Source organism: Actinomadura sp. NPDC047616 (genome assembly GCF_040642915.1).
GTDB lineage: Bacteria > Actinomycetota > Actinomycetes > Streptosporangiales > Streptosporangiaceae > Spirillospora > Spirillospora miaoliensis.
In genome coordinates, this window is sequence record NZ_JBEYTB010000008.1 from 242,628 (window position 1) to 267,609 (window position 24,982).

At 74.3% G+C, this 24,982-nt stretch carries 24 protein-coding genes; 7 read left to right on the forward strand and 17 right to left on the reverse strand.

From position 1 onward, the window contains the following. The first annotated feature begins 3 nt into the window (after positions 1-3). From mftD to ABZ801_RS20980, 6 genes are all read left to right on the forward strand, one after another. Positions 4-1,197: a pre-mycofactocin synthase MftD gene (mftD, locus tag ABZ801_RS20955; protein ID WP_360700021.1), complete on the forward strand. Its 1,194-nt coding sequence runs from the start codon at positions 4-6 to the stop codon at positions 1,195-1,197. Beyond that, positions 1,194-1,934, forward strand: a complete 741-nt coding sequence (gene mftE, locus ABZ801_RS20960) for a mycofactocin biosynthesis peptidyl-dipeptidase MftE (protein WP_360700024.1) — start codon at positions 1,194-1,196, stop codon at positions 1,932-1,934. The genes mftD and mftE overlap by 4 nt, the downstream gene beginning before the upstream one ends. Further along, entirely contained in the window at positions 1,931-2,746 is an 816-nt protein-coding gene (locus ABZ801_RS20965; protein WP_360700027.1) for a mycofactocin-coupled SDR family oxidoreductase, read from the forward strand. The genes mftE and ABZ801_RS20965 overlap by 4 nt, the downstream gene beginning before the upstream one ends. Next, positions 2,743-4,227 carry a mycofactocin biosynthesis glycosyltransferase MftF gene (mftF, locus tag ABZ801_RS20970; RefSeq protein WP_360700030.1) on the forward strand — a complete coding sequence of 495 codons (1,485 nt, stop codon included), beginning with the start codon at positions 2,743-2,745 and terminating at the stop codon, positions 4,225-4,227. The genes ABZ801_RS20965 and mftF overlap by 4 nt, the downstream gene beginning before the upstream one ends. 1,272 nt (positions 4,228-5,499) lie before the next feature. After that, positions 5,500-6,462, forward strand: a complete 963-nt coding sequence (locus ABZ801_RS20975; RefSeq protein ID WP_360700033.1) for an NAD-dependent epimerase/dehydratase family protein — start codon at positions 5,500-5,502, stop codon at positions 6,460-6,462. A 5-nt stretch (positions 6,463-6,467) separates the two neighbouring features. Then, the gene (locus tag ABZ801_RS20980) at positions 6,468-7,277 is read left to right on the forward strand and encodes a glycosyltransferase family 2 protein (RefSeq protein ID WP_360700036.1); all 810 of its coding nucleotides are present in this window, start codon (positions 6,468-6,470) and stop codon (positions 7,275-7,277) included. On the opposite strand, the gene ABZ801_RS20985 is transcribed toward ABZ801_RS20980, so the two are convergent. The 4 genes from ABZ801_RS20985 to ABZ801_RS21000 all read right to left on the reverse strand — a co-directional run bounded on the left by ABZ801_RS20985 (position 7,184) and on the right by ABZ801_RS21000 (position 10,432). Next, positions 7,184-7,723: a GtrA family protein gene (locus ABZ801_RS20985; RefSeq protein ID WP_360700039.1), complete on the reverse strand. Its 540-nt coding sequence runs from the start codon at positions 7,721-7,723 to the stop codon at positions 7,184-7,186. The genes ABZ801_RS20980 and ABZ801_RS20985 overlap by 94 nt on opposite strands. Before the next feature lie 4 nt (positions 7,724-7,727). Beyond that, entirely contained in the window at positions 7,728-8,480 is a 753-nt protein-coding gene (locus ABZ801_RS20990) for a class I SAM-dependent methyltransferase (RefSeq protein WP_360700042.1), read from the reverse strand. A gap of 17 nt (positions 8,481-8,497) precedes the next feature. After that, positions 8,498-9,664 carry an NAD-dependent epimerase/dehydratase family protein gene (locus tag ABZ801_RS20995; RefSeq protein ID WP_360700046.1) on the reverse strand — a complete coding sequence of 389 codons (1,167 nt, stop codon included), beginning with the start codon at positions 9,662-9,664 and terminating at the stop codon, positions 8,498-8,500. 336 nt (positions 9,665-10,000) lie between these two features. Next, on the reverse strand, positions 10,001-10,432 hold the full coding sequence (locus ABZ801_RS21000; RefSeq protein WP_344940402.1) for a helix-turn-helix domain-containing protein: 432 nt from the start codon (positions 10,430-10,432) through the stop codon (positions 10,001-10,003). A gap of 118 nt (positions 10,433-10,550) precedes the next feature. Here ABZ801_RS21000 and ABZ801_RS21005 point away from each other — a divergent pair, with 118 nt between their 5' ends. Beyond that, entirely contained in the window at positions 10,551-11,408 is an 858-nt protein-coding gene (locus ABZ801_RS21005) for an SDR family oxidoreductase (RefSeq protein WP_360700049.1), read from the forward strand. A 14-nt stretch (positions 11,409-11,422) separates the two neighbouring features. On the opposite strand, the gene ABZ801_RS21010 is transcribed toward ABZ801_RS21005, so the two are convergent. From ABZ801_RS21010 to ABZ801_RS21070, 13 genes are read right to left on the reverse strand one after another with little or no spacing between them, the layout of a single operon-like run. Next, positions 11,423-12,661 (reverse strand): molybdopterin dinucleotide binding domain-containing protein, encoded by a 1,239-nt coding sequence (locus tag ABZ801_RS21010; protein ID WP_360700052.1) that lies wholly within the window; start codon positions 12,659-12,661, stop codon positions 11,423-11,425. A 60-nt stretch (positions 12,662-12,721) separates the two neighbouring features. After that, positions 12,722-13,609 carry a CoA ester lyase gene (locus ABZ801_RS21015; protein WP_360700055.1) on the reverse strand — a complete coding sequence of 296 codons (888 nt, stop codon included), beginning with the start codon at positions 13,607-13,609 and terminating at the stop codon, positions 12,722-12,724. A 10-nt stretch (positions 13,610-13,619) separates the two neighbouring features. Continuing rightward, a complete protein-coding gene (locus ABZ801_RS21020) occupies positions 13,620-15,281 on the reverse strand; it encodes an AMP-binding protein (RefSeq protein ID WP_360700058.1) in 1,662 nt (553 codons plus the stop codon). Beyond that, positions 15,278-16,120 (reverse strand): enoyl-CoA hydratase/isomerase family protein, encoded by an 843-nt coding sequence (locus ABZ801_RS21025; protein ID WP_360700061.1) that lies wholly within the window; start codon positions 16,118-16,120, stop codon positions 15,278-15,280. Before ABZ801_RS21025 ends, ABZ801_RS21020 begins: the two co-directional genes overlap by 4 nt. 11 nt (positions 16,121-16,131) lie before the next feature. Continuing rightward, positions 16,132-16,566, reverse strand: coding sequence for an OB-fold domain-containing protein (locus tag ABZ801_RS21030; protein WP_360700064.1), 435 nt, complete (start codon positions 16,564-16,566; stop codon positions 16,132-16,134). A 28-nt stretch (positions 16,567-16,594) separates the two neighbouring features. Beyond that, complete coding sequence (locus tag ABZ801_RS21035; RefSeq protein ID WP_360700067.1) at positions 16,595-17,767, reverse strand: thiolase family protein; 1,173 nt, start codon at positions 17,765-17,767, stop codon at positions 16,595-16,597. After that, on the reverse strand, positions 17,764-18,234 hold the full coding sequence (locus ABZ801_RS21040) for an acyl dehydratase (protein ID WP_360700070.1): 471 nt from the start codon (positions 18,232-18,234) through the stop codon (positions 17,764-17,766). The genes ABZ801_RS21035 and ABZ801_RS21040 overlap by 4 nt, the downstream gene beginning before the upstream one ends. Further along, positions 18,231-18,842 carry a MaoC family dehydratase N-terminal domain-containing protein gene (locus ABZ801_RS21045; RefSeq protein WP_360700073.1) on the reverse strand — a complete coding sequence of 204 codons (612 nt, stop codon included), beginning with the start codon at positions 18,840-18,842 and terminating at the stop codon, positions 18,231-18,233. Before ABZ801_RS21045 ends, ABZ801_RS21040 begins: the two co-directional genes overlap by 4 nt. Next, positions 18,839-21,310 (reverse strand): CoA transferase, encoded by a 2,472-nt coding sequence (locus ABZ801_RS21050; RefSeq protein ID WP_360700076.1) that lies wholly within the window; start codon positions 21,308-21,310, stop codon positions 18,839-18,841. The genes ABZ801_RS21045 and ABZ801_RS21050 overlap by 4 nt, the downstream gene beginning before the upstream one ends. Continuing rightward, positions 21,303-21,539 carry a ferredoxin gene (locus tag ABZ801_RS21055; protein WP_360700079.1) on the reverse strand — a complete coding sequence of 79 codons (237 nt, stop codon included), beginning with the start codon at positions 21,537-21,539 and terminating at the stop codon, positions 21,303-21,305. The genes ABZ801_RS21050 and ABZ801_RS21055 overlap by 8 nt, the downstream gene beginning before the upstream one ends. Before the next feature lie 3 nt (positions 21,540-21,542). Further along, positions 21,543-22,784 carry a cytochrome P450 gene (locus tag ABZ801_RS21060; RefSeq protein ID WP_360700082.1) on the reverse strand — a complete coding sequence of 414 codons (1,242 nt, stop codon included), beginning with the start codon at positions 22,782-22,784 and terminating at the stop codon, positions 21,543-21,545. Between the two features lie 57 nt (positions 22,785-22,841). Beyond that, positions 22,842-24,362 carry a TRAP transporter large permease gene (locus ABZ801_RS21065; RefSeq protein WP_360700086.1) on the reverse strand — a complete coding sequence of 507 codons (1,521 nt, stop codon included), beginning with the start codon at positions 24,360-24,362 and terminating at the stop codon, positions 22,842-22,844. Beyond that, positions 24,359-24,979, reverse strand: a complete 621-nt coding sequence (locus tag ABZ801_RS21070) for a TRAP transporter small permease (protein ID WP_360700089.1) — start codon at positions 24,977-24,979, stop codon at positions 24,359-24,361. Before ABZ801_RS21070 ends, ABZ801_RS21065 begins: the two co-directional genes overlap by 4 nt. Positions 24,980-24,982 lie beyond the last annotated feature (3 nt).

Genomic DNA, 24,982 nt, shown 5'->3' on the forward strand with positions numbered 1-24,982 from the left:
GGCATGGGCAACGCGTGGTTCGAGACGGTCGTCGAGGCGCAGCGGCGGGCCCGCCGCAGGCTTCCCCGGTCGGTGTACTCGGCGCTGCTGGCCGGGTCCGAGCGGGGCGCGTCGTACCGGGACAACATGGCCGCGTTCGCCGAGCTGGGCTTCGCGCCGCACGTCGCGGACCTGTCGGCCAAGCGCGACCAGGAGACCACCGTCATGGGGCAGCCCGTCTCGCTGCCCGTGATCATCTCGCCGACCGGCGTGCAGGCGGTGCATCCCGACGGGGAGGTCGCGGTGGCGCGGGCCGCCGCCGCGCGCGGTACGGCGATGGGGCTCAGCTCGTTCGCCAGCAAGCCGGTCGAGGAGGTCGTCGCGGCCAACTCGCGGACCTTCTTCCAGATGTACTGGATGGGGTCCAAGGACTGGATGGTCCGCCGGATGGAGCGCGCCCGGGAGGCCGGCGCGACCGGCCTGATCGTCACGCTGGACTGGTCGTTCTCCCACGGCCGGGACTGGGGCAGCCCCTGGATCCCCGAACGGCTCGACCTCAAGGCCATGGCGCGCCTGGCCCCGCAGGCGCTGTCGCGTCCCGCCTGGCTGGCGGAGTACGCGCGTTCGCGCCGCCTGCCCGACCTGACGGTGCCGAACCTGGCCGAGCCGGGCGAGCCCGCGCCCACGTTCTTCGGCGCGTACGGTGAGTGGATGCAGACTCCCCCGCCGACCTGGGACGACATCGCCTGGATGCGGCGGCAGTGGGACGGGCCGTTCATGCTCAAGGGCATCTGCCGGGTGGACGACGCCCGGCGCGCCGTCGACGCCGGGGTCACCGCCATCTCGGTGTCCAACCACGGCGGCAACAACCTGGACGGCACGCCCGCGCCGATCCGGGTGCTGCCCTCCGTCGCGGCCGCCGTCGGCGACCAGGTGGAGGTGCTGATGGACGGCGGCGTGCGGCGGGGCGGCGACGTGGTGAAGGCGCTGGCGCTGGGCGCCCGCGCCGTCATGATCGGCCGCGCGTACCTGTGGGGGCTGGCCGCCGGCGGGCAGGCCGGGGTGGAGAACGTCCTGGACATCCTGCGCGGCGGCATCGACTCGGCCCTGCTCGGGCTGGGCCGCTCGTCGATCCACGACCTGACGCCCGACGACGTGCTGGTGCCCGAGGGCTTCACCCGCACGCTCGGCGCCGCGCCCGGACCGGACCCGCGATGAGCGACCGGGCGCTGCTGTCGCGGCGGTCCTGGCCGCAGGTCCCCGAGGGGGCGCTCGTCCTGGTCCCGGTGGGGTCGTTCGAGCAGCACGGGCCGCATCTGCCGCTGGACACCGACACCGCGATCGCGGTGGCGGTGGCCGAGGGCGCGGCGGCCGAGCTGGCGCGCCGCCGTCCGGACGAGCCGGTGCTGGTCGCGCCGCCCGTCACGTACGCGGCCAGCGGCGAGCACCAGTCGTTCGCCGGGACGATCTCCATCGGCCACGAGGCGCTGCGGTCGATGCTGGTCGAGCTGGTGCGCTCGCTGTCCGCCTGGTGCGGGCGGATCGTGTTCGTCAACGCGCACGGCGGCAACCTGCCGAGCCTGTCGGACGCCGTCGCGCGGATGCGGCACGAGCGGCACCGGGTGGCGTGGGCGCCGTGCCAGGCGGAGGCCGCCGACGCGCACGCCGGGTTCACCGAGACCTCGCTCATGCTGCACCTGGCCCCCGACCGGGTGGACATGACCCGCGCCGCGCCCGGCAACACCGCGCCCGTCGCCGAGCTGCTCCCCGCGATGGCCGCCTCGGGCGTCGCCGCCGTGTCGCCGTCGGGCGTGCTCGGCGACCCGACCGCCGCCACTGCTGCCGAGGGCGAACGGATGCTGCGGCGGATGGTCGAGGACGTGTGCGCGCTGATCGACGCCGGCGAGCCCGGCGCCGACGGCCGCCTGCGCCGCGTCCGGGAGGCCCGGCGATGAGCCCCGGGTCCGAGGCCGGGCGGGTCGCGCTGGTCACGGGCGCCGCCCGGGGCATCGGCGCCGCCACCGTCCGGGCCCTGTGCGGACGCGGTTACCGGGTCGTCGCCGTGGACTGCTGCACCGGGGACGTGCCCGACGACCTGCCCGGGGTGACCTACGCGCTCGCGGGCAAGGACGAGCTGGACGCCCTGCGCGACGAGCACCCCGACCAGATCGTCGCGCTGGTCGCGGACGTCCGTGACCGCGCCGCCCTGGACCGCGCGGCGGCGACGGCCGTGGAACGGTTCGGCCGGATCGACGCCGCCGTGGCCGCCGCGGCCGTGATCTCCGGGGGGCGGCCGCTGTGGGAGACGCCCGAATCCCACGTGCGGGCGCTGTGGGACGTGGACGTCATGGGGGTGTGGAACACCGCCGCTGTCACGGTGCCGCGCATGCTGGCCGGCCCCGACCCCGGCGGCTGCCGCTTCGTGGCGGTCGCCTCCGCCGCCGGGACGCGCGGGCTGTTCCACCTGTCCGGCTACGGCATGGCCAAGCACGCGGTGGTCGGGCTCGTCCGGGGCCTGGCCGCCGACCTGGTGGGCACCGGCGCGACCGCCGTGGCCGTCTCCCCCGGCTCGACCCGCACGTCGATGCTGTCGGCCACGGCGGGCCTGTACGGGCTGGACGACGTGGAGTCGTTCGCCCCGTCCCAGCTCACCGAGCGGCTGATCGAGCCCGCCGAGATCGCCGAGGTCATCGCGTTCTGCTGCTCGCGGGCCGGCGGCGTCGCGACCGGCACCGTGATCGGCGCGGAGGGCGGGTTCCGGGGATGAGCCGCACTCCAGCCCCGTCCGGCCTGCCGCGCGGCTTCGTCGTGGAGCTCGGCCGGCGCGTCCGCGTGTACGACGGCGGCCGGACCCTGGTGGGCGGCGCGCCCATGCGGCTGCTCCACCTGAACCGGCGGGCGGCCTCGCTGCTGCGCGGCCGCCGCGTCGAGGTCACCGACCGGCTGTCGGAACGGCTCGCCGAGCGGCTGCTCGCCGTCGGCGTGGCAGACCCGGTGGTCGCCGAGCTGCCCCCGGTGGACCTGTCGCAGGTGACGGTCGTCGTCCCCGTCCGCGACCGCGCCGCCGCGCTGGACCGGCTGCTGACGGGCCTGGCGGGCCGCGTCCGGGTCGTCGTCGTGGACGACCTCTCCGACGACCCGCAGGCCGTCGCCCGGGTGGCGGCCCGGCACGAGGCCGAACTGGTCCGCCTGCCCCGCAACCTCGGCCCCGCCGGGGCGCGCAACGCCGGACTGGAGAAGGTCGACACCCCGTTCGTGGCGTTCGTCGACTCGGACGTGGTCGTCGCTCCCGAGGCGATCGCCACGCTGCTGCGTCACTTCCGCCATCCTCGCGTCGCCGCCGCCGCACCCCAGATCCTGGGGTTGCGCAAGCAGGGCAAGCCGAACTGGATCTCCCGCTACGAGGACGCCCGGTCGTCCCTCGACCTCGGCCCGGCGCCCGCGCTCGTCCACCCCCGTTCCGCGGTGAGCTGGGTGCCCAGCGCGTGCCTGGTGGCCCGGGTCGACGCCCTCGGCGAGGGCTTCACCGACGGCATGCGCGTCGCCGAGGACGTCGACCTGGTGTGGCGCCTGGCCGCGCGGGGGCTGCAGGTCCGGTACGAGCCCGCCGCCACCGCCTGGCACGACCACCGCACCCGGCTGACGGCGTGGATGCGCCGCAAGGCGTACTACGGCACCGGGGCGCACCCGCTGGCCCAGCGGCACGGCGCGTTGGTGGCCCCCGCCGTCCTGTCTCCGTGGAGCGCCGCCGTCGCGGCGGCGGTCCTCGCCCAACGGCGCTGGTCGGTGCCGGTGGCGGCGGGTGTGGTGGCCGTCGTGTTCACGCGGCTGTCCCGCACCGTCTCCGGCAGCGACCACCCGCGCCGTCTGGCGGCCGACCTGACCCGGCTCGGGCTGGTCGGCACCGCCGGGCAGACCAGCGCCCTGCTGCTGCGGCACTGGTGGCCGCTCAGCCTCACCGCCTGCCTGTTCTCGCGGCGCGCCCGGCGCGCCGTGGCGGTGGCCGCCGTCGCCGACGGCGTCGCCGAGTACCTCCGCGTCTCCCCCGACCTCGATCCGGTGCGCTTCGTGCTGGCCCGCCGTCTGGACGACCTCGCCTACGGCGCGGGCGTCTGGGCGGCCGCCCTCCGGGCCCGCTCGCCCCGTTCACTGCTTCCCGACGTCCAGGGGACGCCGAGGTCGCGGGGCGGCAGCGCGCGTACGAGCAAGGCGATGACGACCAGCGAGGACAACGCCCACCACACGTGAGCGTCGCGCCAGGCGAACTCGTCCAGGCGGGTGGTGTAGAGGTAGCCGAACCCCGCCCAGAGCCCCGACGCGGTGACGACGGGCCAGGTGGCGCGGCCGGCCAGGGCGATCAGGTACGGCATCGGCCAGGCCAGGTACTGCGTGCCGAACCGGTGCGTGGTGATCAGGAAGGCCAGCAGCAGCGCGAGCGTGAGCACGGCGGGGTCGGCCCTGCGCCACCACCACGCCGCGGCGAGCACCCCGCCCGCGAGGATCAGCAGCCCGGGACGGGCGTAGGCCGGATCGACGACCTGCTGCCCGCCCGTCGCCACCGCCGTCCAGCCCCAGTCGCCGACCACTGGACGCGTCGACAGCGACTCGGCGAGCGTCGCGGGCAGGTCGCCCACCGGCGTGCCCAGGAACACGCAGCCGCTCAGCAGGAACACCAGCGGCACGACGCCCGTCCAGACGAGCGCGACGAGCCGGTGCCGGACCCCGGACAGGGCGAGCAGCACGCCGGGCAGCATCAGCCCCGACCAGCTCGCCGAGGTCACCGCGAACCCGACGAGGATCCCGGCGGCGTGCGGGCGGCCCGCCCACCGGCCGCCGCCCCGCGCCACCACCAGGGCCGCCACCCCGAACAGCAGGGTGATCGGGGCGAACTGGCCGTGGATCGCGCTGACCATCACCCCCACCGGGGCGCAGGCGTACTGGAAGGCGCGCAACCCGCTCCTGTCCGGGTCGGCGGCCAGCCTGCCCACGAGCGGGATCAGCGCGAGGTCGCACAGGATCGGCACCGTCCGGCCGACGACGCTCCACGGCACGCCCAGCAGTTCGCCGAGCTCCCGCTGCCCGGCCAGGACGTAGGCCAGGAAGGGCAGGAAGTGCCAGCCGCCCTCCCGCAGGTGCACCAGCGGGTCGCGGCCGTCGAGCACGGTGTCGGCGGTGGAGCGGAAGTCCTCGGCGAGGTCGTAGGGCTGCCAGCCGTCCCGCGCGGCGATCACCAGCAGCACCAGCCGCAGCAGCGCGCCGACCGCCAGCGCCGCGGTCAGCGACGGCCGCCACCCCGCGCGCGCGGCGGTCACGGCCAGGACCAGTCCGATCGTCAGCGGCAGGCCCGCCGCCAGCACATGGGTCACCGGGTGTCCTCCCCTCCGCCGGTCATCATGCCGAACCGGGGCGCCGGCCGACGAACCGGGCACGCGGCGACGCGCCCGCGCGGCCGGAGCTGCGACCAAGGTCCATTAGGGTCGACCTCGTAGAGGTGCACGCGAGCGTCGCGGGTGAACGCAGGTGAGGGAGAAGTCGCCGGTGGAGGGGTTGGAGTCGCCGGACGAGGCGAAGCTTGAGGGCGCGCGGGTGCTGGTCACCGGCGGCGCGGGGTTCATCGGCGGCCGCGTGGTGGCCGCCCTGCTCGATGCCGGGGCGGAGGTGGTCGTCGCCGACCAGCGTCCCCATCCGGATCCCGCGGTCCGCTCGGTGGTGGGCGACCTCTGCGACCCCGACGTGCGCAAGCGGGCGGTCGGCACCGGACCGGACGGCATCGTCCACCTGGCGGCCGCGACCTCGGTGCTGCGGTCGATCGAGGACCCGGCCGGGGTGTACCGGCTGAACGTCGAGGCCACCGCCGGGCTGCTGGAGCTGGCGCGCGAGCACGGGGTGCGCCGGGTGGTGTTCGCCTCGACCAACGCCGTCACCGGCGACGTGGGCGACGCGCCGATCAGCGAGCGGATGCCGCTGCGGCCGCTCACCCCCTACGGGGCGACCAAGGCGGCCGCGGAGATGCTGCTCAGCGCCTACTCGGGCGTGTACGGCATGCGGGCGTGCGCGCTGCGGTTCGCCAACGTGTACGGCCCGGGGATGCTGCACAAGGACAGCTTCGTGCCCCGCCTGATGCGCGCCGCCGCGGCCGGGAAGGGCGTCCAGGTGTACGGCGACGGCCGCCAGATGCGCGACTACGTCCACGTCGACGACATCGTCCAGGCGGTGCTGCTGGCCTGGCGCACGGGCCTGACCGGGCCGCTGGTCGTCGGGTCGGGCCGGTCGACGAGCGTCAACGACCTGATCGAGGCGGCCCGGGAGGTCACCGGCGCGCCGATCCCCGTCGAGCACGTGCCGGCCAAGGCCGGGGAGATGCCCGCCGTCGTGCTGGACATCTCCGCCGCCCGCGCCCTGGGTTACGAGCCGCGTCACGACCTGCGCTCCGGCCTGGCGACCGTGTGGCCCGACTTCGCCCCTGCGGGGGCGGGGTCGTGACGGCGGTGAACGAGAGGGTCGAGGACGTCGACGAGGCGGCGCTGGCGGCGTTCCGCGCCGAGTACGGGACGCGGCTGCCGCCGGTGGCGATCGTCATCGCCGCCTACAACGAGGAGGACGGCATCGGCGAGGTCGTCGGGGCCGTCCCCGCGACGGTCGGCGGGCACGAGACCGCGACGATCGTGGTGGTGGACGGCTCGTCCGACGCCACCGCCGAGGTCGCCCGCAAGAACGGCGCGATGGTCTGCGACGTCCCGGTCAACCGGGGGCAGGGCGCGGCGCTGCGCCTGGGGTACCGGATCGCGCGCGAGGGCGGCGCCGAGTACATCGTCACCACCGACGCCGACGGCCAGTACGACCCGGCGCACATCGAGCGGGTGCTGGTTCCGGTGCTGCGCGGCGAGGCCGACTTCGTCACCGGGTCGCGGCGGCTGGGCCGCCAGGAGACCTACGACCGGGTGCGGCGCGCGGGCGTGCACGTGTTCGCCTGGCTGGTGAGCCTGCTGACCGGGCAGCGCGTCACCGACACCTCCTTCGGCCTGCGCGCCATGCGCGCGGAGGTCACCGCGGCCGTCACCCTGCGCCAGCCGCAGTACCAGGCGTCCGAGCTGCTGATCGGCGTGATCTCCCGGGGGTACCGGGTGAAGGAGGTCCCGGCGACGATGCGGCTGCGCACGGCCGGGACCACCAAGAAGGGCGGCAACCTGGTGTACGGGTACCGCTACTCCCGCGTCGTGTTCGGCACCTGGTGGCGCGAACGGCGCGCCGGGCGCGGGCGGCGCCCGGAACGCCCGCCGTCCGCGAACACCAGGTAGTGGAACAGGACGAACTTCACCACGAACATCACCCCGTAGACGGCGAGGAACACCCCGCCCACCAGGGCGGCCCGCAGCGCGCCGGACTCCACCAGCCGGTCGACCTGCCGGTCGGCCGCGCCGGTGGCCCACGCACTGAGGGCCATGGTGGTCAGCGCGATCACCCAGTACGGCAGCAGCTCGCGGCGCAGGTCGGCGCGGCCGCGGCGGCCCCACGCCCACCACCGGTTGAGCCCGTAGTTGAGCGCCGCGCCCGCCGCCCACGCCGCGACGGAGGCGGCCTGCGGGCCGAGCAGCCCCGGCCCGTAGGTGAGCAGCAGCACCGCCTCGCTGGCCACGGCCGCCAGCACCGAACCGATCGTGTACCGGGTGAACACGCGCCGGAACGAGCGGCCGCGGCCCCGCGCCGCGGGGTCGGCCGGCCGGGTCGGCGCGGTGGCGGTCATCGCCTCACCGCGCCTTCCTCGCCTGCGGGCCGTCGTCCGGCACCCGGGCGACGGCCAGAACTGACTGCCCGAACGGGATCGGCAGCAGCCGGTCGAGCACCCGGGTGGCCGGGACGAGCACGCGGTCGTACACGCCCACGGCCCCCGTCCTGGGCCCCTGCACCTTGCCGAGCCGCATCGCCGCCCACCAGGCGACGCCGCCGAGCAGGTTCACCGGACGCGACAGCTCGCACGCCAGCCCGGCCCGCCGGATCGCGTCCCGCAGCGTCGTGGGCGTGTACCGGCGGAAGTGCCCGACGCGGCGGTCGAACTCGCTGAACAGGCTCTGGTAGCCGGGCACCCAGAGCACGATCGTGCCGCCGGGGACGACCGAACGCGCCAGCACGGCGAGCACGTGCGCGTCGTCCTCGAAGTGCTCCAGCACGTTGATCGCCACGGCCGTGTCGACCGGCCGGTCCAGGCGCTGCGGCCCCGCCAGGTCGAACTGGTGGGCCTCCACCTCGGTCCGGTCGGCGAAGCGGTTCTTCAGCAGCGTGACCGCGTCCGGGTCGACGTCGGTGACGACCAGCCGGTCCAGCCCGGTGAACTGCGCGGCGAACTCGCCGAGCCCGGCGCCGACCTCCAGCACGCTGCGGCCGCAGTGCGGGGCGATGAGGTCGTACTGGTAGCGCCGGTAGCGGGGCTTGTCGGCGCCGCCGTCCTCGGCCGGCACGGTGCGGCCGGTGGCGCGGGCGAACGCGCCCTCGGATGAGGTCATGGGCGGCTCCCGGTCGGTCATGTCTCCTGCACGGGGCTGGCGTGGCGGCGCCAGTCGACCTTGGGCGTCAGGGCCTCGGTCCGCACCCGGTGCGCGTGCCGCTTCGTCACGTCGAACAGCGAGGTGATCAGCGTATCGGAGAGCAGGTGCGGGGTCAGGCCCAGCTCCAGCAGCCGGGTGTGGGTGACGTTGTAGTAGTGGTCCTCGTGCTCGACCCGCGGGTTGTCCAGGTGCTCGACGCGCGCGTCGCCGGGGAAGCAGCGGACCACGGTGTCGGCGATCTCCTGGACGCTCATCGCCTCGGTCATCTGGTTGAACACCCGGAACTCGCCGCGCTCGGCCGGGTTCTCACAGGCCAGCTGGACGCAGCGGACGGTGTCGCGGATGTCGATGATGCCGCGGCGCTGCCCGCCGCCGCCGTAGACGGTCAGCGGGTGCCCGAGCACGGCCTGGATGACGAACCGGTTGAGCACGGTGCCGAACACCGCGTCGTAGTCGAAGCGGGTCGCCAGCCGGTCGTCGAGCGCCGTCTCGGGGGTCTGCTGCCCGTACACCACGCCCTGGTTGAGGTCGGTGGCGCGCAGGCCCCAGATCCGGCAGGTGAACTCGATGTTGTGGCTGTCGTGCACCTTGGACAGGTGGTAGAAGGACCCGGGCCGCTTGGGGAACAGCACCCGGTCCTTGCGCCCCTTGTACTCCAGGTCGAGCCAGCCCTCCTCGATGTCGATGTTGGGGGTGCCGTACTCGCCCATCGTGCCGAGCTTGACCAGGTGGATGTCACGGTCCACCTCGGCGATGGCGTAGAGCAGGTTGAGCGTCCCCACGACATTGTTGACCTGGGTGTAGACCGCGTGCTTGCGGTCGATCATCGAGTAGGGCGCGGCGCGCTGCTCGGCGAAGTGCACCACGGCCTGCGGCCGGAAGGTGCGCAGCATGTCGTAGGTGAAGTCGGCGTCGGTGAGGTCGCCGACGAACACCTCGATGGACGCACCGGTCACCTCCCGCCACGCCGCGACGCGCGTCTGCAGCGTCTCGATCGGCACCAGGCTCTCGACGCCGAGCTCGAAGTCGTACTGGCGCCGCGCGAAGTTGTCGGCGACCGCGACGTCGTGGCCGCACCGCGAAAGGTGCAGCGCCGTCGGCCACCCGAGGTACCCGTCGCCGCCGAGGACGAGAATCCGCATGCATCACTCCTGACCTGTCCGAACCGGTTCGTCGGGTGAGCGCGGAACACGGCCGGCCCGCCGCGCGGCGGGCCGCCCGGGGGCGTGCGGGCGGCCCCGGGAACGGCATGGTGGGGGGCCATGACGGCAGCCGGTGCGAACGATCGCCGGCACGGGACCACACCCTTCTGACATGCGCCGATTCCGTGCCGACCAGACTTCCCGGCTCACCCGGCCGCTCACCTTACCGGGCGAAACTGAATGTCAGCTGGAAGCCTCCCGGCCGGGCACCGCGCCCGGGCCGGCGCCTCAGTTCGCGCCTCAGTACGTGCCTCGGTCCGCGCCTCGGTCCGCGCCTCAGTCCGCGGCGCGGGCCCGGTCGTAGCGGGCGCGGGCCGCCAGCACCGCCGGCATCTCGTCCTCCACCAGGTGGATCAGCTCGCGGAGCTTGGCGGCGACGCGTTCGCCGAGCGGCGTCAGGCTGTACTCGACGTGCGGGGGGATGGTGGCGCGCACGTCGCGCACCACAAGGCCGTCGCGTTCGAGCACGTGCAGGGTCTGCGACAGCATCTTCTCGCTCACCCCGTCGACGCGGCGGCGCAGCGCGTTGAAGCGGTGACTGCCGTCGGCGAGCGCGGCCAGGGCGAGCGTGCCCCATTTGCCGGTGACGTTCTCGAGGGTGCGGCGGGACGGGCAGGCGCGGGCGAACACGTCCGCGACCAGTTCGTCGGTGATGTCGGCCTCGGTGCCGGAGGCGGGACCGGTCACGTCCGGGCTCGTGCTGGTCATGTCTCAACGGTAACCGCCCGGGCGGCCCCTTCACCGTGACACCTCTCACCCTTGGTTAGTGCTGTCGATTAGTTAGTGCATGATGGCCAGTACGTACTCACCGTTGAGAGGAGCCCTTGTGATCACCGTTACCGGAGCCACCGGCAGGCTCGGCCGGCTGACCGTCGCGGCGCTGCTGGAGCGCGGCGTGCCCGCCGGACGGATCGTCGCCGCCGTGCGGAGCCCCGCCAAGGCCGCCGACCTGGCCGAGCGCGGCGTCCAGGTACGCCGGGCCGACTACGACGAGCCGGCGACCCTCGCCACCGCCCTCGCCGGAACCGACGCGCTGCTGCTCGTCTCCGGCAGCGAGGTCGGCCGGCGCCTCCCCCAGCACCGCAACGTGGTGGAGGCCGCCGTCGCCGCGAAGGTGGGGCTCGTCGCCTACACCGGCATCCTCAACTCCGACACCACGAAGATGGCCCTCGCCGAGGAGCACAAGGCCACCGAGGCGCTCATCCGCGAGTCCGGGCTGCCGTACGTGTTCCTGCGCAACGGCTGGTACGTCGAGAACTACACCGGCGACCTGGCGCCCGCCCTGGAGAGCGGCGCGCTCATCGGCGCCGCCGGGGACGGCAAGATCGCCGCCGCCACCCGGGCCGACTACGCCGCCGCCGCTGCCGCCGTCCTGGCCGGGGACGGGCACGCGGGCAAGGTGTACGAGCTGGGCGGCGACACCCCGTTCACCATGTCCGAGCTCGCCGCCGAGCTGTCCCGGCAGACCGGCGGGCGGATCGAATACCGGAACCTGTCGGAGGACGAGTACGCCGAGGCGCTGGTCTCGGCGGGTGTGCCCGAGCCGTTCGCCAGGATCCTGGCCGACAGTGACACCGGCATCGCGCGCGGCGACCTGACCACCGGCTCCGGTCACCTGCGCGCCCTCATCGGCCGTCCCACCACCACCCTCGCCGACGCGGTCGCGGCCGCCCTGAAGGGCTGACCGCGGCGCGCCGGTCAGCGGATCGGGGCGATCCGCACGGGCACGCCGTTGAGGTGCGCCATGCCCGCCAGGGGCTCCAGGTCGCCGGGGTCGGGTGAGGCGAGCAGGTTGACGTTGACGCCCCCGGCGGCGTTGGCGACCCGCCAGCCCCCGCGATGACCCCAGCCGTGCGGGACGGCGACGGTGCCCGGCGTCATCTCGTCGGTGACCTTCACCGGCAGCTCCACCGAGCCGTGCGGCGACGAGATGCGGCAGCGGTCGCCGTCCTGGAGCCCGTGCCCGGCCGCGTCCTCGGGGTGCACGCGCGCGACCTGCTCGCGCGTGCCGCCCTTGGCGCGCATGAGCGCGGGCGCGTTGTGCATCCAGGAGTTGTGGGACCGCTGCTCGCGGATGCCGATCAGGCGCAGCGGGTACCCGGGCGGCGGCTCGGGGGCGGCGGCGAGCCGGTCGATCTCGGCGGCGATCTGCGGCGGGGCCAGGTGGACCCGCCGGTCCTTGTGCCAGACGCGGCGGCGCAGGCGGCCGGTGCGCTGGTGGTCGGCCAGGACGATGCCGTGCGGGTGGGCGCGCAGCCGTTTCAGGCTGAGGCCGCCGCGCCGCAGCCCGTACCAGTCGCCGTACGGGCCGGTGCGCAGCAGCGCGTCGACCAGGAAGCGGGGCGTGGGCCGCACGCCGAGGCGGTGCGCGAGGCGCTGCGCCCGCAGGGCGCCCACGCCGAGCCCCATGCGGCGGGCCAGCTCGTCGAAGATCTGCCATTCCTGGCGGGCCTCGCCGCGCGGCGGCACGACCGGCTCGGTCCAGGTCACGTACGGGGTGAGGTGGAGCTGCAGGAACGGCAGCGGAAGGTCCTCGCGTTCCAGGAACGAGGTGGCCGGCAGCACGTAGTCGGCCTTGCGGGCGGTGTCGGAGACGTACATGTCGACGCAGACCAGCAGGTCGAGCCGGTCGAGGGCGGCGTCGAGCGCGGCGCTGCCCGGCACCGTCAGCACGGGGTTCCCGGCGGCCACCAGCAGCGCCCGCAGTCGCCCCCGGCCGGGCGTGGTGATCTCCTCGGCCATCACCCCGGCGGGGAAGGTGCCGAGGATGTCGGGGTAGCCGCCGATGCGCGAGCGGGCCCTGCCGTAGGTGGCGCGGCCGGACAGCCGCAGGATCTCGTCCACGCGGATGGGCGACTCGCCGAAGATGGCCCCGCCGGGACGGTCCAGGCTGCCTCGTCCCAGCTCACCTCGTCGAACCCGACAGTAAGTGGTCACTTGCGTCGTCCCCATGGAGACGATTATGCGCCACCCTCCGCTGTCCGCCACCCCCTCGGGCTAGGCGCCGGCGCCCCGGACCATGCGGGCGTGGGCCAGCCAGTGGCGGGCCTTGTCGGCGTGGGCGAGGTCGATGTGCTGGCCGCGGAAGCGGACCGCGCCGTGACCGTCCGCCGCCGCCCGCTCCACCGCGGCCACCAGCTCCTCGTGGTAGGCGACCTCGTCGTCGGTGGGCGTGAACACCTCGTTGACGACGGGCACGTGCGAGGGGTGGATGACGATCTGCCCGCGGAAGCCCAGCTGCAGGCCGTAGTCGGCGAACGCGCGCAGCCCCTCCAGGTCGCCCAGGTCCTCCCACAGGCCGGTCAGCGCGTGCAGGCCGTGCCGGCGGCAGGCCAGCAGGACGCGGCTGCGCAGGTAGAGCGACTCGCTGCCCTCCGGCGACCAGCGAAAGCCCACCGCGCGGGCGATGTCGGCGTGCCGCGAGGTCGGGCCGATCATCGCGCCGACCCGGGGCGAGGCGCCCGCGATCTCGCCGCAGTTGTCGATGGCCTCCACCGTCTCCACCGGGACGATCATCTCCAGGCCGGACGCGCCGTTGCGCGCCTCGAACCAGTCGATGAGGGTCTCCCAGCGCAGCACGTCGGCGGCGTCGCGGATCTTGGGGGTGAACAGGCCGGTCAGCTCCGGGCCGACGACGCGTTCCAGGTCGGCCCCGGCCAGCCGGGTGTCCAGCGCGTTGGGCCGGACGAACAGCCCGGCGCCCGGGGCCTCGGCGCGCAGTTCGGCGAGCGTGGCGCGGACGGTGTCGCGGCTTTCGGCCTTGAGGTCGTCCGGGACCGAGTCCTCCAGGTCGAGCACGATGGCGTCGGCCCCGGACGCCAGCGCCTTGCGCGCCCACGCGGGTTTGTGTCCGGGGACGAACAGGACCGATCGGTAGGGATGCATCGCGTGCCTTTCAGCGGCTCGGCGCGCGGCCGGCGGCGTCGGGGGTGCGGTCGTGGGTGTCGGGGGTGATCCCGGCGGCGCGGAGCTTGGCCTTCTGGACGCGCTGCGACGGCGTCTTGGGCAGCGCGTCGACGAACCGCAGGTAGCGGGGGACGGCGAAGGCCGGCACGCGGCCCTCGCACCACCGCCAGACCTCCTCGGGCGTGACCTCGTCGCGGGTGACCAGGTAGGCCATGACCTCGTCCTCGCCCGCCTCCGACGCGGCGGGCACCGCGATGACCGCGCACTCGGCCACGGCCGGGTGGCTGAGGACGGCGGTCTCGACCTCGTAGGAGCTGATGTTCTCGCCGCGCCGGCGCAGGGCGTCCTTGAACCGGTCGACGAAGTAGAACCAGCCGTCCTCGTCGCGGCGCAGCGCGTCGCCGGTGTGGAACCACAGGTTGCGCCACGCCTCGACGGTGCGGTCGGGCATGTTGAAGTAGCCGTTGCTGGAGATGAACGGCACCTTCGGCCGGACGACCAGCTCGCCGACCTGCCCGACCGGGACCTCCTCGTCGGTCTCCGGGTCGACCAGCGTCACGTCGAACCACTCGTCGGCCGCCAGCCCCGCCGCGCCCGCCGGGCGGTCCTCCCCGTACGGCGACAGGATCGGCGCGGACGTCTCGGTCAGGCCGAACACCTCGACGAACGCCTCGATGCCGAAGCGCTCCCTCATCGGCGTCAGGATCGAGGCGGCCGTGGGCGCGGCGAACACGCAGCGCAGCGGGTTGTCGGCGTCGTCGGGACGGCGCGGCTGCTTCCAGACGAAGTCCATCATCACGCCGATGAAGTTGGTGACCGTGACGCGGCCGTCGCGGATCTGGTCGATCCACCGGCTGGCGCTGAACCGGCCGCGCAGCACGAAGCGGGCGCCCGCGACCATCGCCGGGTAGGCGGCCATGAACTGGGCGTTGCCGTGGAACAGCGGGGTGACCGCCATCCACGCGTCGTCCGCGGTCAGGCGGGTGAGCGCCACGCACTCCTGGGCGAAGAAGTACATCTGCGCGTGCGGCATGGCGACGCCCTTGGACGGGCCCGTCGTCCCGGAGGTGAAGAACACGGCCGCGAGATCCTGGGGGCGGACGGCGGGCAGTTCGGCGGGGCCGCCTTCGAGCAGCTCGTCCCAGGGAGCGGCCTCCCAGCCCGCCGCGCGCAGCACCTCGATCGCCTCCGCCTGCCGCCCGGTGTCGATCACCCAGAACCTGCGGATGTCCGCGGCGGCCTCGGCGACGGCGGCGAACCGTTCGGCGTGCACGTCGTCGATGACGGCCAGCCGCGCCTGGACGGTGCGCACCTGGTGGGCGAGGAAGTCGTGCTCGTAGGCGGTGTTGATCGGCACCTCGGCCAGCCCGGCGACGGCCGTGCCGAGCCAGGTGCGCACGAACCGGGAGGAGTTCGCCGCGAAGATCACGACCCGGTCGCCGGGCCGCGCCCCGGCCGCCAGCATCGACACGCCGATCGCCTCCGCCTCGGCGAGCGCCCGCGCGTAGGTCCAGGTCGCGTTCTCCTCGGGGGCGTCCAGCCAGACGGCGTCGGGGCGCCGTTCGGCATGGTGCCGCAGGACGGTGGGCAGCGCCCAGTCCCGGCGGTCCGGGAAGGTGGGGTGGATGTCGCGGTAGTAGCGGAAGGTCACGAGCGGCCCCCTTCACGTGCGGCGTCGGTCGCGGCGCGGGCGGCGCCCTCCCGGGCGCGGGCGCCGCGGAAGTCGGGGGCGCGCTTGTCCAGGAAGGCCCGGGCGCCCTCGCGCATGTCCTCGCTGCCGATGGCCTGGACGAGCATGCCCAGGCCCGCGTTCATGTTGTCGGCGGACTGGTGCCACCACTGGTTGGAGCTGATCTTGGCGATCTCCAGGTAGCGGGGGCTGAGCGCGCGGATCTCGGCGATCCAGCGGCCGACCGCCTCCTCCAGCCCGTCGTCGTCCACGACCTCGTTGACCAGGCCCAGCGCCAGGGCCTGGTCGGCGGTGTAGCGGCGGCACAGCATCGCCATCTCCTTGGCGCGCTTCTCGCCGATCTGGACGGTGAGCATGTTCGTCGCGCCCAGCACCCCGGCCGAGCCCACCTTGGGGCCGGTCTGCCCGAACGTGGAGCGGCGGGTGGCGATGGCGAAGTCGCAGGCGACGACGAGCTCGTTGCCCCCTCCGGCGGCGGGTCCGTCCACCGCCGCGATCACCGGGCGCGGGCAGGCGCGGATGGCGTTGACCAGCCGCAGCGAGGCGGCGAACAGCGCCCGCAGCCGCCCGGGGTCGGGGTCGCCGAGCTGGTCGAGCGCGCCGCCCGCGCAGAACGCCCCGCCCGAGCCGGTGAGCACCACCGCGTCGGCGTCGGCGGCGTCCTCGAACGCCCCGATCATGGTGCGGGCCATGGCGAGGTCGTAGGCGTTGCGCCGCTCCGGCCGGTCGATCCGGATCCAGGCGACCGGGCCGCGACGCTCCACGTGCACCCCGCCCGCCGATCCATTCGTACGATTCATAATCATGAACTCTAGCCGTGGACGCGGCCGACCGGCAGGGGCTCGCTGCCCTCGGGACGGACGAACTCCACGCGCACCGGGAGGCCCGCGCGCAGCTCCGGGCCCTCGGCGTCCACCAGCCGCAGCGTCAGCCACGGCCCCTCGGTCAGCTCCACCAGCCCGATGACCCGGTCGGGCGCCGGGACGCCGTCCGCCCCGCGCCGGCCCGGCTTGACCGTCCAGGACACCAGCTCGCCGGTGCCGGCGGCGGGCCGCCACTCCAGATCCCGCGCCTGCGTCACCGAGCACACCACCGCGGACGGCTCGGACCACTCGCCGCTGCTGGGCGAGTAGCGCAGCAACAGCGTGCCCTCGGCGGCGGCGTCGAAGAACGGGGCCGAATGCTCGTCCCGCACGACGGGGGTAAGGCTCAGCCCTGCCGCCCCACTTGCGTCCGGCTGGCTCATGTGTGCGCCTTCCTTCTCCGGCATCGCGTCACGTCCTGGCGTGCGGGCTGAGGATGAGGGTGGAGTGGAAGTCCAGCACTCCCCCGTTGCCGCTCACCATGATCAGGTCGTGCTCGGGCACCTGGCGGTCGCCGCCCTCGCCCCGCGCCTGGATGATCGCCTCCGACAGCGGCGTCATCCCCCACATGTAGAAGGACGACAGCTCGCCGCCGCCGGTGTTGACCGGCAGGCTCCCGCCGGGCGCGATCGCGCCGCTCGCCACGAACGCGCCGCCCTCGCCCTTGGCGCAGAACCCGTAGTCCTCCAGCGTGACCAGCGTGGTGTAGGTGAAGCAGTCGTAGATCTGGCAGAGGTCGATGTCGCCGACGCCGACCCCGGCCATCTTCAGCGCCTCGGCGCCCGACCGCGCCGCGCCCGTGACCAGGCCGAACTCACTGCCGCGCCGGTTGACGTAACCGGGGTGCGCCTGCCCCCAGCCCCACACGTGCACCGGGGGCCTGCGCAGCCCCGCGGCCCGCTCGGCGGTCGTGAGGATCACCGCGACGCCGCCGTTGCTGACCAGGCAGCAGTCCAGCAGCCGCAGCGGGTCGGCGATCATGCGGGAGGCCTGGTGGTCGGCCGGCGTGATCGGCTCGCGCATCTGCGCGCGCGGGTTCATCGCCGCCCACTGCCGGGCGGCGACCGCGACGGCGCCGAACTGCTCGCTGGTCGTCCCGTAGGTCTCCATGTGGCGGCGGGCCGCGACCGCGTACCGTTCGGGCGCCGCCCTGAGCCCGGCGGCGGCCGGCAGCGCGCCGACGCCGCGCATCGGCCGCTTCTGCCCCGCGTACGAGGCGCCCGCGCCCTTGCCCTCCTTCAGCGGCGCGTCCGCGTAGACGCAGGCCACCACGTCGGCCATGCCGGAGGCGATCGCCATCGAGGCGTACTGCACCATCTGCCCGGCCGACGAGCCGAACCCCTGGACGGTCGCCAGCAGGCGGGTGTCGCGCATCTGCAGCGTCGACTGCAGGCGCAGGTCGATGTCGCCGCCGACACCGGGGTTGACGAGCAGGCCGTCGATGTCGCCCAGCGTCAGGCCCGCGTCCTCGGCGGCCCGCGCGATCGCCTCGACGGCGAAGTCGGCGGACGTGCGCCCGTAGATGCGGCCGAACTCGGTCAGTCCGAGGCCCGCGATGACCGCGGTGCGTCCCCCGCCGCTCACGCGTCCTCCCCCGTCCGGCGCGGCAGGACGACCTCGACGACGCCCGGCCCGACCGTCACGCCGCCGGAGTTCTCGCAGCGGATCGCGATCTCCACGACGCCCCGGCCGTACTCGTCGACGCGCGCGTCCTTGACCTCGGCCCGCACCCGCATGGTGTCGCCGACGACGTTGAACGACCGCATCCGGAAGCCGCGGATCGCGCGGATCTGCCCGGCCAGGCCCATCCAGTCGCGGACGCAGCGTTCCCACGCGCCCAGCAGGAACTGGGTGTTGGCGTACATCTCGGGCGCGCCCGTGCCGCGGGCGTACTCGGTGTTGTGGTGGATCGAGTTGAAGTCGCGGTTGGCGCCCGCCGCCATCACCAGCCGGTAGACGGTCAGGGGGTAGTCGGCGCCGGGCAGCTCCTCGCCGACCGTCACGTCCTCGAACCTGCGCCCTTCCAGGGCCGCCGTGTCCACCTGGCTCACCCCTCCCTGCCTTCGTTCCGGGGGACGTAGGCGTAGGTGCCGATGCGGATGCGCGCCACCACCTCGCCGGACGTGGTGACGATCTCGCTCTCCCAGGTCATGAAGGCGCCCCGGCCCACCGAGGTCTCCTTCGGCGCGCACGACACCAGCCGCCGCCCGCGCCGTCCGATGCGCTCCCCCGCCACCACCGGGCGCAGGAAGTCGACCTCGATGTCGGTGCCGAAGAAGCCGGTGGTCTTCGGGCCGATCGGCATGTCCTGGTTGTTGATGGGGCTGTGCACCGGCTGGGCGTCGCGGTCGTCGCTGTCGAACAGCGTCTCGCCGGGCCGCCACATCGGCGGCAGCGTCCACGACATCAGGCCGGTGTAGGGCATCGTGACGTCCTCGAACCCGGCGCGGCGCGCCACCACCGGATCGGTGTGCAGCGCGCAGCCGAGCTCCAGCGGCTCCAGGTAGCGGCGGATCGCGCCGCGTTCGACGGCGTCGGCGCCCCAGACGGTCTCGCCGTCGGAGAAGTCGCGGCCGACCGCGTCGACGACCGGCCGCCACTCGGCCTTCCAGTCGTCCGGCCCGGCGGCCACCCTGTTCGTGCTCGCCTGTGCGCTCAACGGAGCGCCCCTCCCTCCAGCAGTCCACGCACCCGCGCCTCGGGGTAGCCGAGGATCTCCCGCAGGACGGTCTCGTTGTCCTGCCCCAGCGTCGGGGCGGGACGTTCCACGACGCCCGGCGTCGCCGACAGCAGACAGCGCGGCCCTTCCACGTACGCCGTGCCGTGCAGGCGATGCGGGAGCGCCACGACGTGCCCCCGCGCGGCCAGCTGCGGATCGGCGACGAAGTCCGCGCTCGCCTGGGACATGTGGGCCGGGACGCCCTCGGCCTGCAGCAGCCCTTCCACGTCCTGGGCGCGGTGCCGCGACGTCCACTCCGCGATCGCCTCGTCGAGCAGCTCCTCGTGCTCGCGGCGGCCCCGCGCCGTGGCCAGGTCGTCGCGTCCGGCCAGGTCGGGACGGCCCATGGCGGCGGCCAGGCGGCGCCACTCGCCGTCGGTGCGCACGGCGATCGCCACGAACCGGTCGCGGCCGTCCTCGGGCCGGCACGGGTAGACGCCGTGCGGGACGAACGCCTCGTCGCGGTTGCCCCGGCGCCGCGCGACCGTCCCGTCGAAGCCGAACCGCGCCACCTGCGGCGACAGGAAGAACACCCCGGCCTCGATCTGCGCCACGTCGATGTGGCGGCCGCGTCCGGTGCGGCGGCGGTCCTCCACCGCCGCCAGCAGCGCCGCCAGCGCCAGCCGCGGGCCGATGTAGTCGGTGTACGGGCCGAACGGCCCGAGCGGCAGCCGGTCCTCCCAGCCGACCAGGCCCTGCAGCCCGCTCAGCGACGAGCCGACGTTGCCGTACCCCGCCAGCCGCGCCAGCGGGCCGCTCTGCCCGGCGATGCTGGTGCTCAGCATGATCAGGGACGGGTTGGCCGCCGCGAGCGCGGCGTAGTCGAGCCCCCACCTGGCCATCTGGCCGGGCGAGAACGACTCGACCACCACGTCGGCCCAGCGCGCCAGGTCGCGGACGACCGCGCGCCCGTCCTCGCGCTTGAGGTCGACGGTCAGGCCGAGCTTGCCCGCGTTGCAGTTGCCGAACAGCGCCGAGTTCTCCGGGCCGGGCACGCCGCCGTAGAACGGCTGCATGAGCCGCGCCGTCTCGACGCGCGTGCTGGACTCGGCCCGCACGACGCGGGCGCCGAAGTCGGCGAGCGTCCGGCCGATGAGCGGCCCGGCGACCACCCACGACAGGTCCAGCACCTTCAGCCCGTCCAGAGCCCGCGCGCCTTGCGGACGGGCCGGCGGGGCGGCGCGGCCGGCGCGTTCCCGGGGAAGCCATTCGCGGATCACCTCGTCGGTGTGCTCACCGACGCGCGGCGCGCGGCGCCGCACGCGCGGCCCGTCGTCGCCCGTGACCCGCGCGAAGCGTCCGGGGATGCGGACCCGGCGGCCCTCGATCTCGACCTCGGACCAGAAGCCGCGCGCCGCCAGGTGCGGCGCGTTCGCCACGTCGGCCATGTCGAAGATCGGCACGCAGAGCAGGCGGCGGCGCAGCGCCGCGTCCAGCACCTCCGCCTTGGTCCTGTCCTTGAGGAAGGCGCGGACGGCGGCGCGGGCGTCGTCCAGGTCGGCGGGCGTGAGCGTGCCGTCCGCGAGCAGGCCGGGAAGGGTGCGCCAGTCCCAGGACGCGATGCGCTCGTCCACCGCGCCCTCGTCCCGCAGCCAGGCGAACAGGTTGTTGGTGAACGCTCCGGCGGCCGGGCCCATCGACAGGTGCAGCTCGACCATGCCGTCCCTGACGTGCCACTTCTTCATGGCGTTGGGCGTGGCGGCGCCGCTGCCGCTCTGGTCGGAGCGCGGCGCGGGCTCGCGGTGCCATTCGGGCTTGTCGTCGCCCACCGCGTGCGCCAGGACGCGCGCGAGCGTCGCCACGCCCAGGCACGCCTGCGCCGAGACGTCCACGACCTGGCCCTCGCCGGTGACCGTCCGCGCCAGGACCGCCAGCAGCGTGCCCGCCGCCGCGTCCGCCCCGGCCTGCAGGAACGCCTGCGGCGCGCTGATGCGCAGCGGCGGCCGGTCGCCGTCGCGGTGCGGGTCGAGGGGGCCGCCCGCCGCCCAGACGACCAGGTCGCTGTCGGCGTAGTCCGCCTTGGGGCCGGCCGCCCCGAACGCCGTGATCGCCGTGACGACCAGCCGGGGACGCCCGGCGCGCAGCGTCGCCGGGTCCAGGCCCCGTTCCCGCAGCCACGCCGCCGGGGCCGAGGTGACGACGACGTCCGCCGCGTCCGCCAGGCGGCGCACCAGCGAGCGTCCCTCCTCGGTGTCCAGGTCGGCGACGACGCCGCGCCGGCCGGCCGCGTAGGTCTCCCAGAACAGCGACGGGCGGCCCGGCCCGCCGGCGAGCGGCGGGGCCGACCGGGCGCGCGACCCGCCCGGCGGTTCGACCTGCACCACGTCCGCGCCCAGGTCGGCGAGCAGCCGCCCGCACATCAGGCCGCGCTCGTCGGTCAGGTCCAGGACGCGCAGGTGCTCAAGCATCGGCACCGGCGTCGCCGCTCAGCGAGGGGGAGGCCGCGCGCAGGGAGATGGCCCGCTCGGGGCAGGCGCTGGCGGCCTCGCGCGCGTCGGCCAGCAGCCCGTCCGGGACCTCGATGGTCTGGCCGCGCTGGGCGACGAAGCCCTCCTCGTCGTCGGTCAGCAGCCGCTCGGCCACCGAGTAGCAGCGGCCGTGCCCCATGCACCGGCCCGCGTCGATCGACAGGAACATCTCTCAGACCTCCCATTCCAGGGGCAGCGTCGGCATGGTGAGCTGGCCGCCCCGCTCGGTCAGCGTCACGCCCGGCCGGATCCGGTAGTCGGGGATGCGGCTGTGCCACTCGCGCAGCACCACGGCGAGCTCCAGCCTGGCCAGGTGCATGCCCAGGCAGCGGTGCGGGCCGGCGCCGAACGCCAGGTTCTGGTTGACGCCCTCGCGGCCCAGGATGAACCGGTCGGGGTCGGGGAACTTGCGGGGATCGCGGTTGGCCGAGCCGATGCCGAGCCAGACGATGTCGCCCTTCTCCAGCGGCAGGCCGTGGAAGTCCTGCGGCTCGCGCACCTCCCGGCCCGCCTGGATCACCAGCGGGTACATGCGCAGGAACTCCTCGACCGCGGCGGGCGCCAGGTCCGGCTCGGCGATGATCCGCCGCCGGTCCTCCTCGTGCGTGGCCAGGTGGGTGAAGATGAAGCCGAGCGCGCTGCGGGTGGTGTCCAGCCCCGCCAGCATCAGCGTCATGCAGATGGTGAGGATGTCCTCCTGCGAGATCGGCTCGCCGTCGATCCGGGCCTGGACCAGCCGCGTCACCATGTCCTCGGACGGGTCGCGGGGGTCGGCGCGGCGCTCGTTCACCGCCTCGTCGAAGTACTCCAGGATCCTGCGCTTGGCCTCGGCGGCCGCCTCGGGGTCGCCGCCGAAGAACCCGGCGAACAGCGTCTCCGACCAGGGCAGGAAGAACTCGCCGTCGCTGACCGGAAGGCCCAGCAGGGCCAGGAACAGGTCGGTGGGGTAGCGGATGGCGAACTCGGCGACGAAGTCGCAGCCGCCCTTGGGCCGGACCTCCTCCACCAGTTCCACGCAGCGGCGGTGCGCCAGCGACTCCATCCGCCGCACCGCCGCCGGGGAGAAGAACGGGTTGAGGACGCGCCGCAGCTTGGCGTGCTCCTTGCCGTTGAGGTCCTGCGGCAGCAGCGCGATGCCCGGCTCGGGGTTGAGCGCGCTGCGCGCGTGCGTCGTCCAGACCGCGTGGTTCTGGAAGCCCTCCAGCACGTCGTCGTAGCGCTGCAGCATCCAGAAGCCGCGCGGCCGGGTGTCGTTGAAGTGGAACCGGGCGGCCTCGCGTTCGGCGTCCAGCAGGGCGTAGTGCCCGTACAGCTCCGAGTCCTCGCCGTACTCGGTGTGGCTGACGGGGCAGCCGCGCATCGTCCGGGCCCCGGGCTCGCCGTCCGGCCCGGTCCGCTGCCTGGTCTCGCTCATCGGGGGAATCCTTCGTCGTTCGGATGTCGCTCGGGGGTCGCGCGGGGCGGCCGCTCGTCACTCTCCCGACGCCAGGTCGGGGATGAACGTCGCGATCTGCGGGAAGAAGATCAGGACCAGGGTGACGATGATCGCCATCGGCATGAACCACCACACCGCCCGGAACACGTCGTTCATGCTGATGTTCCGGCCCTGGTTGACCTGCGGGTCCTTGGTGATGCTGTAGATGATGAACGCCAGGATGCCGACCGGCGGCGTCACCACGGCCAGCTCCCCCATGAACACCGCGAACACCCCGTACCAGAGCAGGGAGATGTCCAGCGCCTTGAGCGTCGGCATCAGGATGGGGATGGTCAGCACCATCATCGGCAGCGGCTCCATGAAGGTGCCGAGCACGATGTAGATCACCGTCATGAGCAGCAGGAAGCCCACCCGGTCGAGGTTCAGCCCCTCCACCAGCCCGGCGAACCCGTTGCTGATGCCGGTCAGCGTGAGCATCCGCGACAGCGCCTCGACGCCGATCAGCATGAAGAAGATCGCGCCGACGCTGGCCACGGTGGCGGTCGCGGCCTCGGCCACCGCCCGCCACGCGCCCGAGCCGCGCCGCCACACCAGCGTGACCAGCAGCGACACCAGCGCGGCGACCGCCCCCGCCTCGGTGGCGGTGAACACGCCGGAGAACATGCCCGCCACGATCAGCACGATCAGCAGCGGGACGGGCCAGATCCGCACCAGCCCGGCGAACCTGTCCCGCCAGGTCACCGCGGGACCGGCGGCCGGCTCGGAGGCCGCGCCGGAGGCCGCTTCGGCCGCCGCCCAGCGCCGCGCGAACAGCACGATCATCACGGTGAACAGGGCCGCGACCAGCAGCCCGGGGCCGATCCCCGCCAGCAGCTGCGGCCCGATGGGCACCTCGGCGATCCCGGCGTAGATGACGAGCATGATGCTCGGCGGGATGAGCTGGCCCGGCAGTCCCGCGACCACGACCGACCCGAGCGCCAGCCGCTTGTCGTACCCGGCCTTGAGCATCTCGGGGATGCCGATGCGGGCCAGGGCGTAGGTCGTCCCGACCGAGGAGCCGCTCACCGACGCCAGGCCCGCGCCCGCCAGGTTGGTGCCGACGGCCAGCCCGCCCGGCAGCCAGCCCAGCCACATCCGGCCGACCGAGTACAGGCTCTCGGTGAGCCCGGCCCGCCACAGCAGCAGCCCCATGAGGATGAACATGGGCACGACGCTCAGCGTCCAGTTCGCCACCTGCTGGTAGGGCAGCGTCGTCAGGGTGCTCTCCACCAGCGGCCGTCCGCGCAGCGCGTACACGCCGAGCAGCGCCGGGATCGTCATCGCGATCGCCACCGGCATCCGCAGGAAGATCAGCACGAGCATCAGCGCGCAGGCCAGCGCGCCGATCGCCTCGGGCACCAGCGGCAGGAACAGCGCGCAGGTGGTGCCCGCCACGGTCGCCACGATCAGGCCGAGGACGATCCAGGACCGGACGTCCGAGGTGCCGCCCCGGGCCCGCCCGCCCGGGTCCTCGGCGCCGGCCGGGGCGTCGGCGGTGCGCGTGGCCGGTTCGGTCATGACCGGGCCTCCTTGTTCTCGGCGGCCGACAGTTCACGCAGGACGGCCGCCTCGTCGGGGTCGGCGGCGGCGTGCTCGGTGACCGGGCGCACCGCGGCCCGCACGGCGGCCGCGGCGAACTGCGCGGTCAGCCCGGCGAAGGCGAGCGGGACCAGGAAGTACGTCGGCCAGGCGGGAAGGTCGCTCACCCCCGCGGTCTTCCTGATCTCGTAGGCGTGCAGGGCCTCCTGCCAGCCGAACCAGGCGAAGCCCGCGGCCAGGGCGCAGCAGGCGGCCAGCACCACCGCCAGCACCGGCCGCCGCGCCGCCTCGGGCAGCCGCTCGAACAGCAGGTCGGCCGCGATGTGCTGGCCCCGGTGCTGGGCGGCGACGAAGCCGAGGAACGCGACGATCGGCAGGTACCAGTACTGGACGATCTCCAGCGTGTTCGGCATCGGCCGGTCGGCGAACGACCGCAGCAGGGCGTTGGCCGTGATGTGCAGCATCATCACGAAGGTCACGGCCACGGCCGCCACCTCGATCACGGCCACGTCCAGCCGGAACGTGCGGGAGCTGTCGTCCGGCGCGCGGTCGCCGGCGGGCGGGCCGTCGGTGGCGGGGTGGGATGGTGCGCTCATGGC

Coding starts and splice junctions, on each gene's coding strand:
- ABZ801_RS21030 (WP_360700064.1), bottom strand. CDS start 16,566: ATGAGCCAGCCGGACGCAAGTGGGGCGGCAGGGCTGAGCCTTACCCCC.
- ABZ801_RS20990 (WP_360700042.1), bottom strand. CDS start 8,480: ATGACCTCATCCGAGGGCGCGTTCGCCCGCGCCACCGGCCGCACCGTG.
- ABZ801_RS20965 (WP_360700027.1), top strand. CDS start 1,931: ATGAGCCCCGGGTCCGAGGCCGGGCGGGTCGCGCTGGTCACGGGCGCC.
- ABZ801_RS21070 (WP_360700089.1), bottom strand. CDS start 24,979: ATGAGCGCACCATCCCACCCCGCCACCGACGGCCCGCCCGCCGGCGAC.
- ABZ801_RS21050 (WP_360700076.1), bottom strand. CDS start 21,310: ATGCTTGAGCACCTGCGCGTCCTGGACCTGACCGACGAGCGCGGCCTG.
- ABZ801_RS21025 (WP_360700061.1), bottom strand. CDS start 16,120: ATGAATCGTACGAATGGATCGGCGGGCGGGGTGCACGTGGAGCGTCGC.
- ABZ801_RS21055 (WP_360700079.1), bottom strand. CDS start 21,539: ATGTTCCTGTCGATCGACGCGGGCCGGTGCATGGGGCACGGCCGCTGC.
- ABZ801_RS21000 (WP_344940402.1), bottom strand. CDS start 10,432: ATGACCAGCACGAGCCCGGACGTGACCGGTCCCGCCTCCGGCACCGAG.
- mftE (WP_360700024.1), top strand. CDS start 1,194: ATGAGCGACCGGGCGCTGCTGTCGCGGCGGTCCTGGCCGCAGGTCCCC.
- mftD (WP_360700021.1), top strand. CDS start 4: ATGGGCAACGCGTGGTTCGAGACGGTCGTCGAGGCGCAGCGGCGGGCC.
- ABZ801_RS21065 (WP_360700086.1), bottom strand. CDS start 24,362: ATGACCGAACCGGCCACGCGCACCGCCGACGCCCCGGCCGGCGCCGAG.
- ABZ801_RS21060 (WP_360700082.1), bottom strand. CDS start 22,784: ATGAGCGAGACCAGGCAGCGGACCGGGCCGGACGGCGAGCCCGGGGCC.
- ABZ801_RS21015 (WP_360700055.1), bottom strand. CDS start 13,609: ATGCATCCCTACCGATCGGTCCTGTTCGTCCCCGGACACAAACCCGCG.
- mftF (WP_360700030.1), top strand. CDS start 2,743: ATGAGCCGCACTCCAGCCCCGTCCGGCCTGCCGCGCGGCTTCGTCGTG.
- ABZ801_RS20995 (WP_360700046.1), bottom strand. CDS start 9,664: ATGCGGATTCTCGTCCTCGGCGGCGACGGGTACCTCGGGTGGCCGACG.
- ABZ801_RS20985 (WP_360700039.1), bottom strand. CDS start 7,723: ATGACCGCCACCGCGCCGACCCGGCCGGCCGACCCCGCGGCGCGGGGC.